At 69.0% G+C, this 18710-nt stretch carries 12 protein-coding genes and 1 riboswitch; of the genes, 6 read left to right on the top strand and 6 right to left on the bottom strand.

Annotated elements, in window-relative coordinates:
* Positions 1-10 precede the first annotated feature (10 nt).
* A complete protein-coding gene (gene lexA, locus GGD89_RS08445) occupies positions 11-766 on the bottom strand; it encodes a transcriptional repressor LexA (protein ID WP_184044100.1) in 756 nt (251 codons plus the stop codon).
* A 596-nt stretch (positions 767-1362) separates the two neighbouring features.
* Here lexA and GGD89_RS08440 point away from each other — a divergent pair.
* Both GGD89_RS08440 and GGD89_RS08435 read left to right on the top strand, forming a co-directional pair.
* Positions 1363-2229, top strand: a complete 867-nt coding sequence (locus GGD89_RS08440; RefSeq protein WP_184044098.1) for a 23S rRNA (adenine(2030)-N(6))-methyltransferase RlmJ — start codon at positions 1363-1365, stop codon at positions 2227-2229.
* 174 nt (positions 2230-2403) lie between these two features.
* Positions 2404-2730 (top strand): hypothetical protein, encoded by a 327-nt coding sequence (locus GGD89_RS08435; protein ID WP_184044096.1) that lies wholly within the window; start codon positions 2404-2406, stop codon positions 2728-2730.
* Positions 2731-2750: 20 nt separating this feature from the next.
* On the opposite strand, the gene GGD89_RS08430 is transcribed toward GGD89_RS08435, so the two are convergent.
* On the bottom strand, positions 2751-3206 hold the full coding sequence (locus tag GGD89_RS08430) for a flagellar export protein FliJ (RefSeq protein WP_184044093.1): 456 nt from the start codon (positions 3204-3206) through the stop codon (positions 2751-2753).
* Positions 3207-3267: 61 nt separating this feature from the next.
* Positions 3268-4647: a flagellar protein export ATPase FliI gene (gene fliI / locus GGD89_RS08425; RefSeq protein ID WP_184044091.1), complete on the bottom strand. Its 1380-nt coding sequence runs from the start codon at positions 4645-4647 to the stop codon at positions 3268-3270.
* A gap of 279 nt (positions 4648-4926) precedes the next feature.
* Here fliI and GGD89_RS08420 point away from each other — a divergent pair, with 279 nt between their 5' ends.
* A complete protein-coding gene (locus GGD89_RS08420) occupies positions 4927-7758 on the top strand; it encodes a [protein-PII] uridylyltransferase (RefSeq protein ID WP_184044090.1) in 2832 nt (943 codons plus the stop codon).
* 38 nt (positions 7759-7796) lie between these two features.
* On the opposite strand, the gene thiC is transcribed toward GGD89_RS08420, so the two are convergent.
* Positions 7797-9668, bottom strand: a complete 1872-nt coding sequence (gene thiC, locus GGD89_RS08415) for a phosphomethylpyrimidine synthase ThiC (protein ID WP_184044088.1) — start codon at positions 9666-9668, stop codon at positions 7797-7799.
* A gap of 91 nt (positions 9669-9759) precedes the next feature.
* Positions 9760-9918: riboswitch (TPP riboswitch) on the bottom strand.
* Positions 9919-10101: 183 nt separating this feature from the next.
* Complete coding sequence (locus GGD89_RS08410) at positions 10102-10440, bottom strand: HPF/RaiA family ribosome-associated protein (protein ID WP_184044086.1); 339 nt, start codon at positions 10438-10440, stop codon at positions 10102-10104.
* A 371-nt stretch (positions 10441-10811) separates the two neighbouring features.
* Here GGD89_RS08410 and htpG point away from each other — a divergent pair, with 371 nt between their 5' ends.
* On the top strand, positions 10812-12707 hold the full coding sequence (htpG, locus tag GGD89_RS08405) for a molecular chaperone HtpG (protein ID WP_184044084.1): 1896 nt from the start codon (positions 10812-10814) through the stop codon (positions 12705-12707).
* A gap of 144 nt (positions 12708-12851) precedes the next feature.
* On the opposite strand, the gene glgC is transcribed toward htpG, so the two are convergent.
* Complete coding sequence (gene glgC / locus GGD89_RS08400) at positions 12852-14087, bottom strand: glucose-1-phosphate adenylyltransferase (RefSeq protein ID WP_246422964.1); 1236 nt, start codon at positions 14085-14087, stop codon at positions 12852-12854.
* Positions 14088-14462: 375 nt separating this feature from the next.
* Between glgC and glgA the strand changes: the two genes are divergently transcribed.
* A complete protein-coding gene (glgA, locus tag GGD89_RS08395; protein WP_184044080.1) occupies positions 14463-15911 on the top strand; it encodes a glycogen synthase GlgA in 1449 nt (482 codons plus the stop codon).
* 312 nt (positions 15912-16223) lie between these two features.
* The gene (locus GGD89_RS08390) at positions 16224-18701 is read left to right on the top strand and encodes a glycogen/starch/alpha-glucan phosphorylase (RefSeq protein ID WP_184044078.1); all 2478 of its coding nucleotides are present in this window, start codon (positions 16224-16226) and stop codon (positions 18699-18701) included.
* The last annotated feature ends 9 nt before the right edge of the window (positions 18702-18710 follow it).

The following is an 18710-nucleotide window of genomic DNA, read 5'->3' as shown; positions in this document are numbered from 1 at the left end:
TATCGGGGGGTCAGTAGCGTCGCAGCAGCCCCACCAGCCGGCCCTGGACCTTGACCCGGTCGGGGGGCAGCACCTGGGTCTGATAGGTGGTGTTGGCGGGCTCCAGGGCGATGGAGTTGCCCTTGCGACGCAGGCGCTTGAGGGTGGCTTCCTCGTCGTCCACCAGGGCAACGACGATGGTTCCCGAGTCGGCCCCGTCACAGCGGCGGATGAGCACCGTATCGCCGTCCAGGATGCCGGCGTCGATCATCGAGTCGCCCTCGACGGTGAGCGCATAATGATCGCCCATGCCCAGCAGCCCGGCCGGGACCTCGACGCTGCTGGAGGTGTCGGACAACGCGGCGATCGGCGTGCCGGCGGCGATCTTGCCCAGCAGCGGCAGTTCGACCGCGCCCACGGCGCCGGCCACGGTGGCGCCGGACAGGCCCCCCCGCGTCTCGCCCCGGGCGTCGCCCCCGAAATCGCCCCGAATCACCTTGGGATCGAACCCGGCGGGTTCGGCGCGGCCGGCGGCCGCCTCGGGACCGGCCAGCGCGCCCTGGGGCGTCTGGTCGCCGGGCAGGCGCAGCACCTCCAGGGCGCGGGCGCGATGGGCCAGGCGGCGGATGAAGCCCCGTTCCTCCAGGCCGGAGATCAGGCGATGGATCCCGGACTTGGACTTGAGCCCGAGGGCATCCTTCATCTCGTCGAAACTGGGCGAAACCCCGGTCTCGCGGAGATGTCGATCGATGAAGAACAGCAGTTCGTGTTGCTTACGCGTGAGCATGTCGATGTCGTCCCCGCCTGCCGCCGTGGCGGCGCCCTTGGGCCGCTGTCGCGGTTGTCGTTATCTGTCCCGGAACTTGTCTGTCCCGGACTTTGTCTGCCCCGGATGCGGTTCGGGGATCGATCCTGGGGCGGAGGTCCCCATGGGACCGCCCGACCATCGTTTCCGGGCCTGCTCCTCGGGCGTCATGTCCTGGGCGTCGTCCTCCGCGCGGCCTTGCCGGCGCCCTTTGTTGCCCGGCCCTGCCTGAGTCTGGTTCTTTTTTTCCCCGGCCCTGCCATCTCTCGGCCCGTTGCGTCTGCCCCTTTCCACCGCACCCGAGGCGTGCTAGAGGCCGACGCGGACCATGCGCTGACCCCGGGACATGGGCCGAGCCTCTGGAGTCGGGCGCCGCCGGGCCGGTCCGTGGACCGGCGACATGCCCGCCGTCAAGCGCGAACAAACGCGGTACACACGAAATTGTTCTACTTTGGTTCCCCGGAGCCGTCAAGGGACTCCGATGACCGTCCGCGCGCCGGGACCTCGGTCCGGCGGGTCCTCGTCGTGATCCGGTCGCCGGGCCGCGCCGGCCGGTCGCCTCGCGCGGTCGCCCGACCATGAACTACCGCCATGGGTACCACGCCGGGAACGCCGGGGATGTGCTCAAGCACGCGGTGATGATGCTGGTCCTGGAGCATCTGCGGGCTAAGGCCAAGCCGTTCGTGGTGGTGGACACGCACGCCGGCGCGGGCGCCTACCGCCTGGACGGCGCCGAGGCCGGCCGCACCGGAGAGTGGCGCGACGGCATCGGCCGCCTGCTGGACGATCCCGATCCGCCGGCGGCCCTGCGTCCGTATCTGGACAGGGTTCGGGCCTGGCGCCCCGACGGCGGCGGGGTGGATGGCCTGTGGTACCCCGGCTCGCCCCTGCTGGCGCGCGCGGCCCTGCGCGCCGGCGACCGGCTGGTCGCCATCGAGGCCCATGCGGAGACCCAGGCGACCCTGGCGCGGGTCCTGGGACGGGCCAGGGGCGTGGTCTGCCGGTGCGGTGACGGCTACCGGGTGCTGGCCGGGCTGCTGCCGCCACCGGAGCGGCGTGGGCTGGTGCTGATCGATCCACCGTTCGAGGCGCGCACCGAATTCTCCGACATGGCCGAGGCCCTGCGCGGCGCCCATCGCCGCTTTCCCACCGGCCAATACATGCTGTGGTATCCCATCAAGGATCCGGGGCTGGTCGAGTCCTTTCACCAGACCCTGGTGGACACCGGCATTCCCCGCATGGTGTGCGTCGAGATGACCGTCAAGCCGGTGACCACCGTGACCGGCCTGGCGGGCGCCGGGCTGATCCTGGTCAATCCGCCCTGGCGGCTGGACGCGACCTTGGGCGATGTCCTGCCCTGGCTCGCGCGGCGGCTGGCCCGGGCGCGGGGTGGCTACTGGCGGCTGGACTGGCTGCGCGGCGAGGACGACGGCGCCCGGATCTGATCCCGGTCGCCGCCGGCCGGCGTATCCCCGCGTCATGTGGCGCGGCGATGATCACCAATACCGGTCATGTCCCCGGGACGATTGGGTTGCCCACCCCGTGTCTTTCGGGGAACTGTGAACGGGCACCGGCGCGACCGGTTCTTGGGGAGCCCCCTTTGTGCGCAGGAGAGCCTTATGAAGACGACGGTCCTTGCACTGGCGACCACCCTGTCGCTGTCCCTGGCCGCGGTGGCGCCGGCCATGGCGGAAGACCTGGAGTTCATGCTGATCAACACCAGCGGTGTGGACATCACCGCCTTTCATGTTTCCGACGCCGGCTCCGAGTCCTGGGAGGACGACCTTCTCGACGGCGCGATCCTGCCCGACGGGCACGAGGTCGGCGTGATCATCACCGATGGCCTGACCACCTGTGACTATGACATCCGCACCGAGTTCGCCGACGGCGATGTGTACGAGGACTACGGCCTGAACCTGTGCGAGATGGGGTCGTACACTTTTTAGTATATAAAACGGTCCTTCGGTCATCCTGTCCGCGTGCCGTCCTCCTCGTCCTCTTCGTCCTGACGCTGGCGGTGCATGGTGAGGGCCACCTCGTCCAGAACCGCCTGATCCTTGCGCGCCTGCTCCTCGGCGGCGCGGGCGTCGCGGGCTTCCTGGGCCAGTTCGTAGGTCTTGAGGCGCCGATACACCTCGGCCAGGGCCTCGCGCACGGCGTCGATGCGGGCGCGCACGGCCGCCAGGCCCTCGGCGACCGCCTGCTTGTGGCGCCGATGCACCTCCAGGTAGTTGGCGAAGGTATAGGCCGCCGCCGGCTCCGCGTCGGCGACGCCGGCCTCACGCGCCAGGGCCTCGTCCAGTCGCTGGTCCTGCTCCATCAGCGCCTGCTCCTCGCGCAGGCGCTCTCCCAGGTGACGGCGCAGGTCGTCGACCTCTCGCTTGGTCAGGCGGATGACGGCGTGCAGGTCGCCCTTGGCCATGATGGGACAGTCCTCGCGCGCGGGGGGAGGGAGCGATCAGGGGCGCGCCATCCCGCCGGTATCAGCCCGCCCCCGGGGTGGGCGCCGCGCCCGGGTCGGCGGGGCCGGCCTCCGGCCGCGACTCCAGGATCGCGCGCAGCCGGTCGTAGCCGGTGGCCAGATCGGTGGCCTCTTCCCGTGTCTGGGCAAGGAAGGTATCGATCATCGGATAATAATGGATGGCGGCATCCACCTCGGCATTGGAGCCGGCGCGGTACGCCCCCAGGCGGATCAACTCGGCCATGTCCTCGTAGGTGGTGATGATGCGCCGCGCGGCGTTGACCAACTGGTTCTGGTCCGGCGTGTTGCAGGCCGGCATGGTGCGCGAGACGGAGCGCAGGATGTTGATGGCCGGATAGCGGCCGCGCTCGGCGATGGCCCGGTCCAGCACGATATGGCCGTCCAGGATGCCGCGCACGGCGTCGGAGACCGGCTCGTTGTGGTCGTCGCCCTCCACCAGCACGGTGAACAGCCCGGTGATGGAGCCGGTGCCCGGCACCCCCGGTCCGGCCCGCTCCAGGAGGCGCGGCAGTTCGGCGAACACCGAGGGGGTATAGCCCTTGCTCGCCGGCGGCTCCCCGGCGGACAGGCTGATCTCGCGCTGGGCCATGGCGAAGCGGGTCACCGAATCCATCAGGCAGAGCACATGCTTGCCCTGGTCGCGGAAGTACTCGGCCACGGTCAGCGTGGCATGCGCCGCCTGGCGGCGCATCAGCGGGCTCTCGTCCGAGGTGGCCAGCACCACCACGCTGCGCGCCAGGCCGGCCTCGCCCAGGTCGTCCTCGATGAACTCGCGCGCCTCGCGGCCGCGCTCGCCCACCAGGCCGATGACCACCACCTCGGCCGCCGAATGGCGGATCAGCATGGACAGGATGGTGGACTTGCCGACGCCCGAGCCGGCGAAGATGCCCATGCGCTGACCCCGGCAACAGGTCAGGAAGGTGTTGAGCGCCCGCACCCCCAGGTCCAGCTTGCCGCCCACCCGCTGGCGCCGGTGAGCCGGGGGCGGCTGGGCGCGCACCGGGTAGGCGCGCTCGCCCAGCGGCATCGGTTCCTTGCCGTCCACCGCCTCGCCGAAGGCGTTGATGACCCGGCCCAGCCAGCCGTCGGCCGGATGCAGCATGGGGGCGCTTTCGGTCAGTTCGGCCCGGCACCCCAGGCCGACGCCGTCCACGCCCCGGAAGGGCAGCAGCAGGGCCTGACCGGCGCGGAACCCCACCACCTCGCAGGGAATCGCCCGGTGGTCGCGGGTCAGGATCCGCACCCGGTCCCCCACGGACAGGTTGCCTTGGACGCCGCCGATCTCCACCACCAGGCCGCGCACGCCGACAACGCGGCCGAACAGGCGTTCGCCGGGCAGGCGGTCGATCTCCGCGATCAGGGTCTGGATCAACTGGGTCATGGCCCGTTCCTCGTCTCGACCCCGCCATGGCGCTGTCCGGGAGTCCGGTCGACGTCCCGGCGTCCCGGCCCGATCCCGGCAGACTCGCACGACCCGGGTCCGGCCGCAACGACGGGGCGTGAGTCCGGGGCATGAGTCAGGGGCGTATGTCCGGTGCCCGCGAATTATGCAGGGCTTTTCGGGGCTGCCCGTTCAGTGCGCGGTTGACGCGGGCCGTTCGGGTTCCCAAGCTGACGTCCGGTGCCTCGCGCCATCGTTTCCCCCATCGGGACCTGGGTCATGTCGCTGCCTCGTCCGGCCTCTCCTCGGGCCATCATTCATCGCAAGGCGCTGACCACGCGTCTGAACCAGGTGGCGATCGCGGCGCGCGAGGCCGGGCGTCCGGTGCGCGCCCCGGTGCTGGAGGTGCTCAAGGAGGCCCTGGCCGAGGGACGGGCCGAGGTGCGCCGCCGCTTCCTGGACCAGGAGGGCTCCGGGGCGGCCGTGTGCGCCGGCAACACCTACCTGTTCGATCAGCTTTTGCGGACGCTGCACGACGTCGTCGTCACCCACCAGGTTCCGAAGCAGACCCGCACCACCGGCGAGAAGGTCGCCGTGCTGGCGCTGGGCGGCTACGGGCGCGGCGAGATGATGCCGTATTCCGACATCGACCTGTTGTTCGTGTTGCCCTATCGGGCCACGCCCTACAGCGAGCAGGTGGTCGAGTCGATGCTGTACGTGCTGTGGGACCTGGGGCTCAAGGTCGGGCACGCGACCCGCTCGGTGGACGAATGCCTGCGCCAGGCCCGCGCGGACATGACCATTCGCACCTCGCTGCTGGAGGCGCGCTACATCTGGGGCGAGCCGGACCTGTTCGAGGCCCTCAAGGGCCGCCTGTACACCAAGGTGATCGCCGGCACGGGCACCGAGTTCCTGGAGGCCAAGCTGGCCGAGCGCAACCAGCGGCACGAGCGGCTGGGGGATTCGCGCTACGTGCTGGAACCCAACGTCAAGGAAGGCAAGGGCGGCCTGCGCGACCTGCACACCCTGTTCTGGATCGCCCGCTACCTGTACCAGGTGTCCGACGTGGACGACCTGGTGGGGCTGGGGGTGCTGACCGAGACGGCGGCGCGCACCTTCACCCGGGCCCGCGCCTTCCTGTGGACCGTGCGCTGTCACCTGCACTACCTCGGCGACCGGGCGGAGGAGCGCATCACCTTCGACGTTCAGACCCCGATCGCCGAGCGCATGGGCTATCGCGACCGGCCCGGCGCGCGCGGCGTCGAGCGGTTCATGAAGCACTACTTCCTGGTGGCCCGCGACGTCGGCACGCTGACGCGCATCTTCCTGGCGGTGCTGGAGGAGCAGCAGAAACGCCGGCCGTTGATGACCCTGGCGGGGCTCGGCGCGCGCCGGCGCCACCTGAAGGGCTTCGTGCTGGACAACGGTCGCCTCGCGGTGCCCGGGGCGGAGACCTTCGCCACCGATCCGCGCGCCATGTTGCGGCTGTTCCTGGTGGCGCATGACCAGGGCCTGTCGATTCATCCGGACACCTTGCGCCAGGTGACCGAGGCCCTGGCGCGGGTGAAGACCCTGCGCGACGATCCCGCCGCCAACGCGATGTTCCTGGACATGCTGACCCACCGCAAGGACCCGGACGTGCTGCTGCGGGGCCTCAGCGAGGCGGGCGTGTTCGGCCGCTTCATCCCCGACTTCGGGCGGGTGACGGCGCAGATGCAGTACGACATGTACCATGTCTACACCACGGACGAGCATACCGTGCGGGCCATCGGCCTGCTGAGCCGCATCGAGTCCGGCGCCCTGCGCGATCGCCTGCCGGTGGCCTCGGACGCCGTGCAGACGGTGCAGTCGCGCCGGGCGTTGTATGTCGCCGTACTGCTGCACGACATCGCCAAGGGGCGCGACGGGGACCATTCCGTGCTGGGCGCCGAGATCGCCGTGACGCTCTGTCCGCGCCTGGGCCTGGACGAGGAGGAGACGGAGACCGTCTCCTGGCTGGTGCGCCATCACCTGGACATGAGCCGGGTGGCCTTCCGCCGCGACGTGGACGATCCGCGCACCATCGCCAACTTCGCCGACCTGGTGCAGTCGCCCGAGCGCCTGAAGCTGCTGCTGGTGCTGACCTGCGCCGACATCATGGCCGTGGGGCCCGGCATCTGGAACAACTGGAAGGCGGCGCTGCTGCGCGAGCTGTACTACCGGACCGACGAACACCTGACCGGCGGCCATGCCGCCGAGGCCCAGGACCTGCGCGTGGCGCGGCGCAAGGACGCGCTGCGCGAGGTCCTGACCGACCTGCCGGCGGCGCGCGTGGAGGCGTTCCTGGGGCTGGGGTACCCGGGGTACTGGCTGACCTTCGATACCGAGACCCACGCCCGGCACGCCCGCGTGGTGGTCGCCGCCGAGGACGCCGCGCGTCCCGGGGCGGAGGCGCTGGCCCTGGAAACCCGCGTGGACACGGCGCGCGGCGTGACCGAGGTGCTGGTGTACGCCACCGATCACGCCGGCCTGTTTCGCGATATCGCGGGGGCCATGGCGCTGGCCGGGGCGTCCATCGTGGACGCCAAGATCTATACCCTGAACAACGGCATGGCCCTCGATACCTTCACCGTGCAGTCGGCCGAGGGCAAGGTGCTCGACCAGCCGGCGCGGCTGGCGCGGCTGAAGGCCACCGTCGAGCGGGTGATGCTCGGGTCGGTGGACCTGCGGGCCGAACTGGCCCGCAAGGCGCCGCGCCTGCCGGCCCGGACCGAGGGGTTCCAGGTGCCGCCCCGGGTGCTGTTCCACCTGGACGCCTCGACGACCCATACCGTGATCGAGGTGAACGGCCGGGACCGGTCCGGTTTCCTGTACTCGGTCACCGACGCGCTGACGGACCTGAACCTGCAGATCGCCAGCGCGCGGGTGAACACGTATGGCGAACGTGTCGTTGACGTCTTCTACGTCAAGGACGTGTTCGGGTTGCAGGTCACCCACCCCACCAAGCTGCGGCAGATCAAGATGGACCTGATGAAGGCCATCACCCGCCAGGCGCTGGAAAGCCGGCGCCGGGCCCCGGTGGTGCGCGAGGCCGACCGCGCGCGGCGCCGCGCCGGCCGCGCGGCGGAATAGAACCACCCGCCCCGTCCGCGCCACCGGCGCGCGGGTCGTTACGAGGACCCCTTGGGCTCCAGCGCGGCGTTGGCGCGAGCCAGATCCGCGGCCGTCTCCCGGGGTGGGTAGAGCTGTCCGCCCGCGTCCTGGAAGGTGGCCGCCATCCGCGCCAGGCCCTCGGCGGCGGCCTTGTGCGCCTCGCCGCTGATGCGCATGGCGCAGTACTTCGGGCCGCACATGGAGCAGAAGTGGGCCGACTTGCGGCCCTCCTCGGGCAGGGTCTGGTCGTGGAACCGGGCCGCCGTCTCCGGGTCCAGGGCCAGGGCGAACTGGTCCCGCCAGCGGAACTCGAAGCGCGCCCGGCTGATCGCGTCGTCCCGGGCCCGCGCGGCCGGATGGCCCTTGGCTAGGTCGGCGGCATGGGCGGCGATCTTGTAGGCGATCACGCCGGTCTTGACGTCGTCGCGGTCGGGCAGCCCCAGGTGCTCCTTGGGCGTCACGTAGCAGAGCATGGCGCAGCCGAACCAGCCGATCAGGGCGGCGCCGATGGCGCTGGTGATGTGATCGTAGCCGGGGGCGATGTCGGTGGTCAGCGGGCCGAGGGTGTAGAAGGGGGCCTCGCCACACGTCTGAAGCTGCTTGTCCATGTTGATCTTGATCTTGTGCAGGGGCACGTGGCCGGGCCCCTCGATCATCACCTGCACGTCGCGCTCCCAGGCGATCCGGGTCAGCGCGCCCAGGGTTTCCAGCTCCGCGAACTGGGCGCGGTCGTTGGCGTCGGCGATGGAGCCGGGGCGCAGGCCGTCGCCCAGCGACACGCCGATGTCGTAGGCGCGCAGGATGTCGCAGATGTCGGCGAAGTGCTCATATAGGAAACTCTCGCGATGATGGGCCAGGCACCACTTGGCCATGATCGAGCCGCCCCGGCTGACGATACCGGTGACCCGCTCGGTCGTCAGCGGCAGGAAGGGCAGCCGCAGGCCGGCGTGGATGGTGACGTAGTCGACGCCCTGCTCGGCCTGTTCGATCAGGGTGTCGCGGTAGACCTCCCAGGACAGGTCCTCGGCCACCCCGCCCACCGTCTCCAGGGCCTGGTACAACGGCACCGTGCCGACGGGGACCGGGCTGTTGCGCAAGATCCACTCGCGGGTGGCGTGGATGTCGCGCCCGGTGGACAGGTCCATGACCGTGTCCGCGCCCCAGCGGATCGCCCAGACCATCTTGTCCACCTCCTCGGCGATCGACGACTGGGTCATCGCCGTGCCGATGTTGGCGTTGATCTTCACCAGGAAATTCCGGCCGATGACCATCGGCTCCAGTTCCGGGTGGTTGATGTTGGCCGGAAGGATGGCGCGGCCGGCGGCGATCTCGTCGCGGACGAACGCGGGCGTGATCACGTCCGGGATGGCGGCGCCGAACGTCTGGCCGTCGCGCGTCCCACCGCCGTTCTCGTGGTCGGCGTCCTTGGCCGCGGCGCGGCCCATGGTCTCGCGAATGGCGGCGAATTCCATCTCCGGGGTGACGATGCCGCGCCGCGCATAGGCGCGTTGGGTGACGGACCCGTCGCCCCAGGCGCGGAGCGGTCGGTGTCGCCGGGGAAAGGCCGGCTCCGGGTTCTCGTGGTCGTCCGGCGCCGTGCCCTGGGGGCGCTCCGCGCCGCCGTCGACCGGCGCCACGTCGCCCCGGCCGACGATCCAGGCGGTGCGATGGCGGGGCAGGCCGACGCGGATGTTCGGGGTCGCCTCGGGATCGGTGTAGGGGCCGGTCGTGTCATAGACCCTGAGCGGCGGCTCGTTCGCCGAGGCATGCAGGGTAATGGCGCGCATGGGCACGCGGATGTCGTCACGGCTTCCGGTGACATGGACCTTCTGGGAGGCCGGCAGCGGACCGGTGGTGACGGTGACGGGCGGGTGGTCGATCTTGTTCACGCGGGACCCCTCCGACGAGATGGCACATCGGATCACGGCTCCGGCGAAAACGACGGTCCGTCAGGGGCGGCTGGGCTGGAGATGGCGGCGCTGTTCTCATGGCTTCCGTTCCCTCCGCCGGCATGATCCGGTTCAGGTTCAAAGGGTCACCATGTTGCGGACCGCGCGATGCGCCAGCCGGGATGCGGCCGGGGCGGCGGATCCGCCGATGGACTCTCAGCCCCCTATCGGGGCCCCCCTCGGAATACGAGAAGTGCACACCATTCGGTGATGGACGTCAACGGGAAATCGCCTGAGTGTGGCGCCCCGGCGGCGGCAGGACCTTGACCCGGGGGCGCGGCCAAGGGATGGCGGACCACGTCCCGTGCCCGGTTTCGGGCATGCGGGCGGACGTGCCCCGCCGATCCCTGCCATCGCATGTCGTGACGAACGGTCAGACCTTGGCGCGTGTCGCGTAGTCCTTGACCTGCCGTTCCATGGCGGCGAACGCGTCCCGCAGGGCGACGTTGATGTCCTCGTGGGCCTTGGGGTCCTTGGGATCGCGCTTGACCACCAGGTCGTCGCCCGGGACTTTGCAGGTGATCGAGATGTGGTACGGTTCACCCTTTCGATGCAGGGAGGAGACGTTGCGGTGGTGCACCTCCACCACCACGCGGCAACTGGTGATGCGATCGCAGAACTGCTCCAGCTTGTCGACCTTCTCCCGGATCCGTTGCTCCACGGCCTCGGAGTGGTCCAGTCCATGGAACGCGATCTGCAGCGGAATTTGCATCTGTGTCTCCCACTCAGGGTAATGAACGGGTCGCGCGGGATGGTCCGAGCAACGGGACCGCCCCACCAGGGGGACGCCGTCGAACCGATCACCCTCCGGGGGCGGCACCACGGAGTCCACTCTCATCATGACCGATTTTTGACGGGTCCGGTAGCGGCGCGTGTGGGCCGATGGCGGGGTTGCGTCCGGACGCCGGGTGGCACATATGAACGCGCCGAAGGATGCCCCGCGGTTCGCGTGGGGGACGCGCGTGACGCCGGGTGCATCCACCCCTCACCCAACACCCGGGCCCGGCCACGCGCGTGCTCCCGCCCCCCGCCATGGCCCAAGCGCGCGCCGGACCGGACACCAAGACACAGGGTCGCTGCCTCATGACGGAACAGAAGACGGAAGAACGGCTGTCGTTTCAGGCCGAGGTCACCAAGCTGCTGGATATCGTGGTCCACTCCTTGTACTCGGACCGGCAGATCTTCCTGCGCGAGTTGATCTCCAACGCGTCCGATGCCTGCGACAAGCTGCGCTACGAGGCGCTGACCCAGCCGGCCCTGCGCGACGGCCTGGGGGAGTTCCGCATCACGCTGCGTATCGATGCCGAGGCCCGTACCCTGGAGGTGGCGGACAACGGCATCGGCATGACCCGGGATGACCTGGTCCACAACCTGGGCACCATCGCCCACTCCGGAACCCAGGAATTCGTGCGCGCCCTGGCGGCCAGTGACAAGAAGGGCGACGCCACCCTGATCGGTCAGTTCGGCGTCGGTTTCTACTCGTCCTTCATGGTGTCGGAGCGTGTCGATGTGTTCAGCCGCCGCGCCGGCGACGCCCAGGGCTGGCACTGGCAGAGTGACGGCGGCGGGGACTTCACCGTGGCCGAGGCCGAGGTGCCGAGCACCGGCACCCGCATCGTCCTGCACCTGCGCGAGGACGCCAAGGAGTTCCTGGAGACCTATCGCCTGCGGTCCATCGTCAAGACCTACTCCGACCACATCGCCATTCCCGTCGTCCTGCTGGACACGGACAAGGACGGCAACCCGCAGGAAGAGACCATCAACGAGGCGTCGGCGCTGTGGACCCGGCCCCGGTCGGAGATCACCGAGGAGCAGTACACCGAGTTCTACCACCACGTCGGCCATGCCTTCGACGAGCCCTGGCATACCCTGCACTTCAAGGCCGAGGGCGCGATCGAGTACACCGGCCTGCTGTTCATTCCCTCCACCAAGCCGTTCGACCTGTTCCAGCCGGACCGCAAGACCCACGTCAAGCTGTACGTGAACCGGGTGTTCATCACCGATGATGCGCCGGACCTGCTGCCGGCCTACCTGCGTTTCGTGCGTGGCATCGTCGATTCCGCCGACCTGCCGCTGAACGTCAGTCGCGAGATGCTGCAGCACAACCCGGTATTGAAGAAAATCCAGGGCGGCCTGGTCAAGCGCCTGCTGGGCGACCTGAAGAAGCGCGCCGAGGCGGCCGACGAGTACGCGGCGTTCTGGGAGGTGTTCGGGTCCGTCCTCAAGGAAGGCATCTACGAGGATTTCGAGCGCCGGACCGACGTGCTGGAGCTGGCCCGGTTCCGCTCCTCGACCACCGACGGCTGGGTGTCGCTCGCCGACGTGGTCGCGCGCATGAAGACCGGTCAGGAGGCCATCTACTACATCACCGGCGACGATCCCGAGTACCTGAAGCGCTCGCCGCAACTGGAAGGCTTCCGCGCCAAGGGCGTGGAGGTGCTGTTGCTGACCGATCCGGTGGACGAATTCTGGATCAACTCCGTGCCCACCTACCAGGACAAGCCCCTGAAGTCGGCCGCCAGCAGCGCCGCCGGCCTGGATCAGGTGGCCGATCCGGAGACCAGGGACGAGGCCGACGCGGACAAGGCGCCGGAGGATCAGATCGAGGCCCTGGCGAAGGCCCTCAAGGACACCCTGGGCGACGCGGTCAAGGCGGTGCGCGCCTCCACCCGCCTGACGGAAAGCCCGGTCTGCCTGGTGGCCGAGGAAGGCGACATGAGCCTGCACCTGGAGCGCATGCTCAAGCAGGCGGGGCAGGGCGCCGGGCCGGGCGCCGGCCGTGTCATGGAGATCAACCCGGGCCATCCGCTCATCAAGGGCATGGCCGGCAAGGCGGCGGCGGGCGAGGGCGGCGCCGAGGCGGTGGCCGACATGGGCCAGTTGCTGCTGGACCAGGCGCGCATCATGGAAGGCGAGCCGCCGGCCGATCCGGTCGCTTTCGCCCGGCGCATGAGCGCGGTGATGGTCGGGGCGCTGTAGGGACGGCGGCGCCGTCCGGTCCGACGGAAAGGGCGGCGCCTGTCCCGTGCGGGTCAGGCGCCGTTTCTAGATCCGGGTCGGGAGGGGACGAGAGGGGGCAAGAGCGGGCGGTGGGACCGAGGGCCCCGTGCTCCGACGCGGCGGTTACGCGTCCAGCTTGTCCAGCATCTCCGGAGTGACCAGGGTCACGCCGCCCTCGGTGCGCAGGAACCGCTTGGCGTCCGCCTCGGCGTCCTCGCCGATAACCATGTTGGGCGGGATGTGGGCGCCGGCGGCCACGATCGCCTTGCGGATGCGGGCATGCCGGCCGACGTCCACGCCCGGCAGCAGGACGCTGTCCTCCACCTCGGAAAACGAGTTCACCCGCACGTCGTGGAACAGCAGCGAGCGGCTCACCGAGCCGCCGGAGACGATGCACCCGGCCGACAGCACGGAGTCCACGGCCATGCCGCGCCGCTCGTCCTCGTCGAACACGAACTTGGCGCCGGGGCGCTGCACCGTGTAGGTCCAGATGGGCCAGGCCGGGTCGTAGAGGTCCAGGTCCGGCGTCACGCCCACCAGATCCATGTTGGCGGCCCAGTAGGCGTCCAGGGTGCCGACGTCGCGCCAGTAGGCTTCCGGCGTGTGCGAGGCATGCACGCAGCTTTCCTCGAAGCGATGGGCGACGATGCGGGCCTTGCCGATCTGCTCGGGAATGATGTTCTTGCCGAAATCGCGGGCCGACTGCGGGTTGCGGGCGTCGTCTTCCAGCGCGCCCAGCAGGAAGTCGGCGCTGAACAGGTAGTTCCCCATGCTGACGAAGGCGCGGTCCGGCTTGCCGGGGATACAGGGCGGGTCGGCGGGCTTCTCCAGGAAGCTGATGATGTTGTCGTCCTCGTCCACGTGCACCACGCCGAAGGCCGTGGCCTGCTCGCGCGGCACCTCGATGCAGGCGATGGTGCAGTCCGCCTTCGCGCGCAGGTGCGAGGCCATCATCCGCGAATAGTCCTGGCGGTAGACGTGGTCGCCGGCCAGCACCAGGATGTAGTCGGCGCCATGGGTTTGGATCTGCTCGATGTTCTGGTACACCGCGTCGGCCGTGCCCTGGTACCAGGAGCCGGCGGCGGTCTGCTGCTGGGCCGGCCACAGCTCCACGAACTCGCCGATCTCGGCGCGCAGGAAGCCCCAGCCGCGCTGGACGTGATGGATCAGCGTATGGGCCTTGTACTGGGTCAGGACGCAGATGCGGCGCAAGCCGGAGTTGATGCAGTTGGACAGCGGAAAGTCGACGATGCGGTACTTGCCGCCGAAGGGCACCGCCGGTTTGCTTTCCTTCTCCGTCAGGTCCATGAGGCGCGAGCCGCGTCCGCCGGCCAGCACCAGCGCCAGGGTGCCGCGCATGGCGCGGTTGACGTCGCTGGCGAAGGCCAGTCCGTCACCGGTTCCGTCCCGGTGCGGGGTCTGAGGGGTCTGCACGCCCTGAGTCATTCGATGGTGTCCTTTTCTGTTCCGTTTGGTCGAGCCGTATCGTTGGATCACGCCGATCCGTGTGATCGAGATCGTATCGATATCGGTATGGATATGATCGCTGGCGGAGAATTGCATGCCCGACCACGACGATCAATCAAAGGAATGTGACGTCTGTCACCGACGGTCGTCTTCGCGTCACGGCGCGCTGGGGCTTTGCTTCGCCCGTTTGGCGGAGTAAGGTCCCCCCGCCCTCAGACGGACCCGCGGCGGCGGACAATCCGACACGAACAAGGGGACTCCAGGCCAATGCGCGTGCTGTTCGTCACCTCCGAAGCTTACCCTCTGGTCAAGACCGGCGGCCTCGCCGACGTGGTCGGCGCCCTGCCTGTGTCGCTCGCCCGGCTGGGGGTCGACGCCCGGATCCTGATGCCCGCCTATGCCGGCCTGCTGGATCGGGTCGAGGTGACCGGTCCGGCCATCGACCTGGGCGAGGCGCTCCCGAATGTGCGGGCGCGCCTGGTTCCGGCCCGCGATCTGGCGGGGGGGCGGTCGCTGATCCTGGTGGATTGTCCGGCGCTGTACGAGCGGCCCGGCGGCCCCTACCTCGACGAGCACGGTCACGACTGGCCCGACAACTTCCTGCGCTTCGGCCTGCTGGGCAAGGCCGGCGCCCTGGTGGCGGCGCGCGGCGCGGTGCCCGACTGGAGCCCGGACGTGGTGCACGCCAGCGACTGGCAGGCGGGCCTGACGCCGGCCTATCTCAGCCTGTGGGGCGAGCGCCATCCGGTCACCCTGTTCACGGTCCACAATCTCCACTATCAGGGCATTTTCGGCCGCGAGATTTTGCCGATGGTTGATTTGCCCGACCACGTTTATCAGGTTGATGGCGTCGAGTTCTATGGCCATGTCTCCTACCTCAAGGCCGGCCTGTTCTACAGCCGGTTCCTGACCACCGTCAGCCCCTCCTACGCCCGCGAGATCCAGACGCCCATGGGGGGCGAGGGCCTGCACGGCCTGCTGTCATCGCGGGCCTGGGCGCTCCAGGGTTTGCTCAACGGGGTGGATCAGGACGAGTGGAACCCGGCCACCGACCCGCATCTGCCGGCGGCCTATGGTCCCGACAACCTGTCGGGCAAGGCGGTCTGCAAGGCGGCCCTGCAACGGGAAATGGGCCTGGCCGAACGGTCCGACGCGCCGCTGTTCGGCGTGGTCAGCCGGTTCGTCGAACAGAAGGGAATCGACCTGGCGCTGTCCGTGGTCTCCACCGTGTTGGACAACGGCGGACAGATGGTGATCCTGGGGTCCGGCGATCCGGGACTGGAATGGCATGTGCGCGGCGCCGCGGCCGCGGCGCCCGAGTCGGTGGCCGCCCACATCGGCTATGACGAAGGGTTGTCGCACCGTATTCAGGCGGGCTGTGACGCCTTGCTGGTGCCGTCGCGCTTCGAGCCCTGCGGCCTGACCCAGCTCTACGCCATGCGCTATGGCACGCTGCCGGTGGTGCGGCGCACGGGCGGTCTGGCGGATACGGTCATCGATCTGGACGAGGCCGACGCCGGCACGGGCTTCGTATTCGACGCCGCGGATCCCGGGGCCCTGGCCGAGGCCGTCCGGCGCGCCGTGGCGCATTATCGGGAAGACGAGGGCGCCGCCTGGCGCCGCACCATGGCCAACGGCATGGCGCTGGACTTCGGTTGGGACCGGGTCGCCCGAGAGTATCTGGGCCTCTACGGCGAAGTGTTGCACGCGCCCTGACCAGGGGATCGCGGATCGGAACGCGCGGCCGGGACCGAAGGGCCCTCCCTCTTCGGGTTCGGTTCGCGCTATGGTAACACCAGGGCGGATGAGGGTGACTCATCCGCCCTGGGGCGCCTTGTCGGCGCTCCATCTCAAAAAGGGTAGGCCCCGCGACGCGGGACCTGAGCTGCACACCGGCCCGTTCCCCCACCCGGCCATCCCAAGGGTACTACCTGGGGTGGCCGGGTCGGAAAGCGGGCCGGCCACGAACTTCGGCGGTCATCGTCGATGACCGTTGGGACAATGCGCCAACAGGAAGGACGCTCGGCGATGGATCACTTGGTGAAAGATGCCCTGGAGGGCGACCGCCGCGTCGATACCCAGGACGTGGACAGCATCCAGCGGGCTTTGATCACCTACATGGTGCGGGTCGTCGGCACCGATCCGCGCTCCGCCGGCCCGCGCGACTGGTTCCTGACCGTCTCGCATCTGCTCAAGGGCATTCTTTCGGAACGCGGCATGACCACCAGCCGCGCCCAGTACGGCCAGGGCACGCGGCGGGTCTACTACCTGTCGATGGAGTTCCTGACCGGCCGGCGGCTGATGAAGCACCTGCTGGATTTCGGCGTGGAAAGCAAGATGCGCGAGGCGCTGGAGGGCCTGGGCCAGGACCTGGATGCCATCGCCGAGGAGGAGCCCGATCCGGCCCTGGGCAACGGCGGCCTGGGGCGCCTGGCGGCCTGCTTCCTCGATTCCATGGCCACGCATCGCTATCCCGGGTACGGCTACGGCATCCGCTATCAGTTCGGCATGTTCTCGCAGACCATCGAGGACGGCCAGCAGGTGGAGCACCCCGACAACTGGCTGCACCGGGGCAATCCGTGGGAGTTCGTGCGCTACGGCGTGAACTACCCGGTGCGCTTCCACGGCCGCATCGTCTGCTTCAAGGACGAGAAGGGCCGCCAGAAATGCCAGTGGGTGGACACCGAGGATGTGCTCGCCATGGCCTACGACATGAAGGTCACCGGCTACGACAGCCCGGTGATCTCCAATCTGCGCCTGTGGTCGGCGCAGTCCACCAATGCCTTCGACCTGCGCTACTTCAACCAGGGCAACTACATCGAGGCGGTCAAGGACAAGACCACGTCCGAGACCCTGTCCAAGGTACTCTACCCCATGGACAGCACGGTCCTGGGGCAGGAGTTGCGGCTCAAGCAGGAGTACTTCTTCGTCTCCGCCTCGTTGCAGGACATCGTCGCCCGTCACCTGCGCGCCCACAAGGACCTGGCGCTGCTGCCGGACAAGATCACCATCCAGCTCAACGACACCCATCCCGCCCTGGCGGTCCCGGAGATGATGCGCATCCTGATGGACGTGCACGGCCTGGACTGGGAACCGGCCTGGGACCTGACCCGGGGGATTTTCTGCTACACCAACCATACCCTGCTGCCCGAGGCCCTGGAGACCTGGCCCATCGGCATGCTGGAGCATGTGTTGCCGCGTCACCTGGAGATCATCTACCAGATCAACCACGATCACCTTCAGCAGGTGCGCTTCCGCTTCCCCGGCGACATGGAGGCGTTGCGCCGCATGTCGCTGGTGGACGACTCGACCCAGCGCATCCGCATGGCCCACCTGGCCATCGTCGGCAGCAAGCGGGTCAACGGCGTGGCGGCGCTGCACACGCGGCTGCTGCGGGAAAACGTCTTCCCCGAGTTCGACGAGATGTCGCCGGGCAAGTTCGTCAACGTCACCAACGGGGTGACCCAGCGGCGTTGGCTGTTGCAGTGCAACCCGGGCCTGTCCGACCTGATCACCGAGGCCATCGGCGATGCCTGGACCACCGACCTCACGGCGCTTACGGCGCTGGAGCCGCTGGCCGAGGACAGCGCCTTCCGCGCGCGCTTCATGGCGGTCAAGCGCATCAACAAGGAGCGGCTGGCGGTGCACATGAAGGGGCTGACCGGCGTCATGGCCGATCCGGACAGCCTGTTCGACGTGCAGGTGAAGCGCATCCATGAGTACAAGCGGCAGCTCCTGAACGTGCTGCACGTCATCCACCTGTACATCACCATTCGCGAGGGCGGGGCCCCGGTGCCCGGTCCGCGCACCGTGATCGTCGGCGGCAAGGCGGCCCCCGGCTACCACCTGGCCAAGCTGATCATCCGCCTGATCAACGACGTGGCGCTGACCATCAACAACGATCCCCAGGTCCGCGATCGCCTGCGCGTGATCTTCATGCCCAACTACAACGTCTCCAACGCCGAGGTGACCATCCCCGGCGCCGACCTGTCGGAGCAGATCTCCACCGCTGGGACCGAGGCGTCGGGCACGGGCAACATGAAGTTCGCGCTCAACGGCGCGCTGACCATCGGTACCCTGGACGGCGCCAACATCGAGATCAAGGAAGAGGTCGGCGACGACAACATCTTCATCTTCGGTCTCACCGCCGACGAGGTCGCCCAGACCAAGCAGCGCGGCTACAATCCATGGCGCGTGGTGGAGGAGGACGCCGACCTCAAGCGGGTGATCGACATGATCACCTCGGGCTTCTTCAGCCCGCAGCAGGTCAATCGCTACCACGCCATCCGCGACGCCCTGTTCGAGGAGGGCGACCGCTACATGGTGCTGGCGGATTTCCGCGCCTACCTGGACGCCCAGGCCGCCGTGGACGCCCTGTACCAGGACCCGGAGACCTGGGCCCGCAAGGCGATCCTCAACGTGGCGCGCATGGGGCTGTTCTCGTCCGACCGCTCCATCCATACCTACGCGGACGACATCTGGTCCATCAAGCCGATGGAGCTGTGATCCCGAGGC

The organism is Roseospira visakhapatnamensis (genome assembly GCF_014197915.1).
GTDB lineage: Bacteria > Pseudomonadota > Alphaproteobacteria > Rhodospirillales > Rhodospirillaceae > Rhodospira > Rhodospira visakhapatnamensis.
Note: the sequence above shows the minus strand (reverse complement) of the source record. Positions and strands in the feature narration are given on the sequence as shown.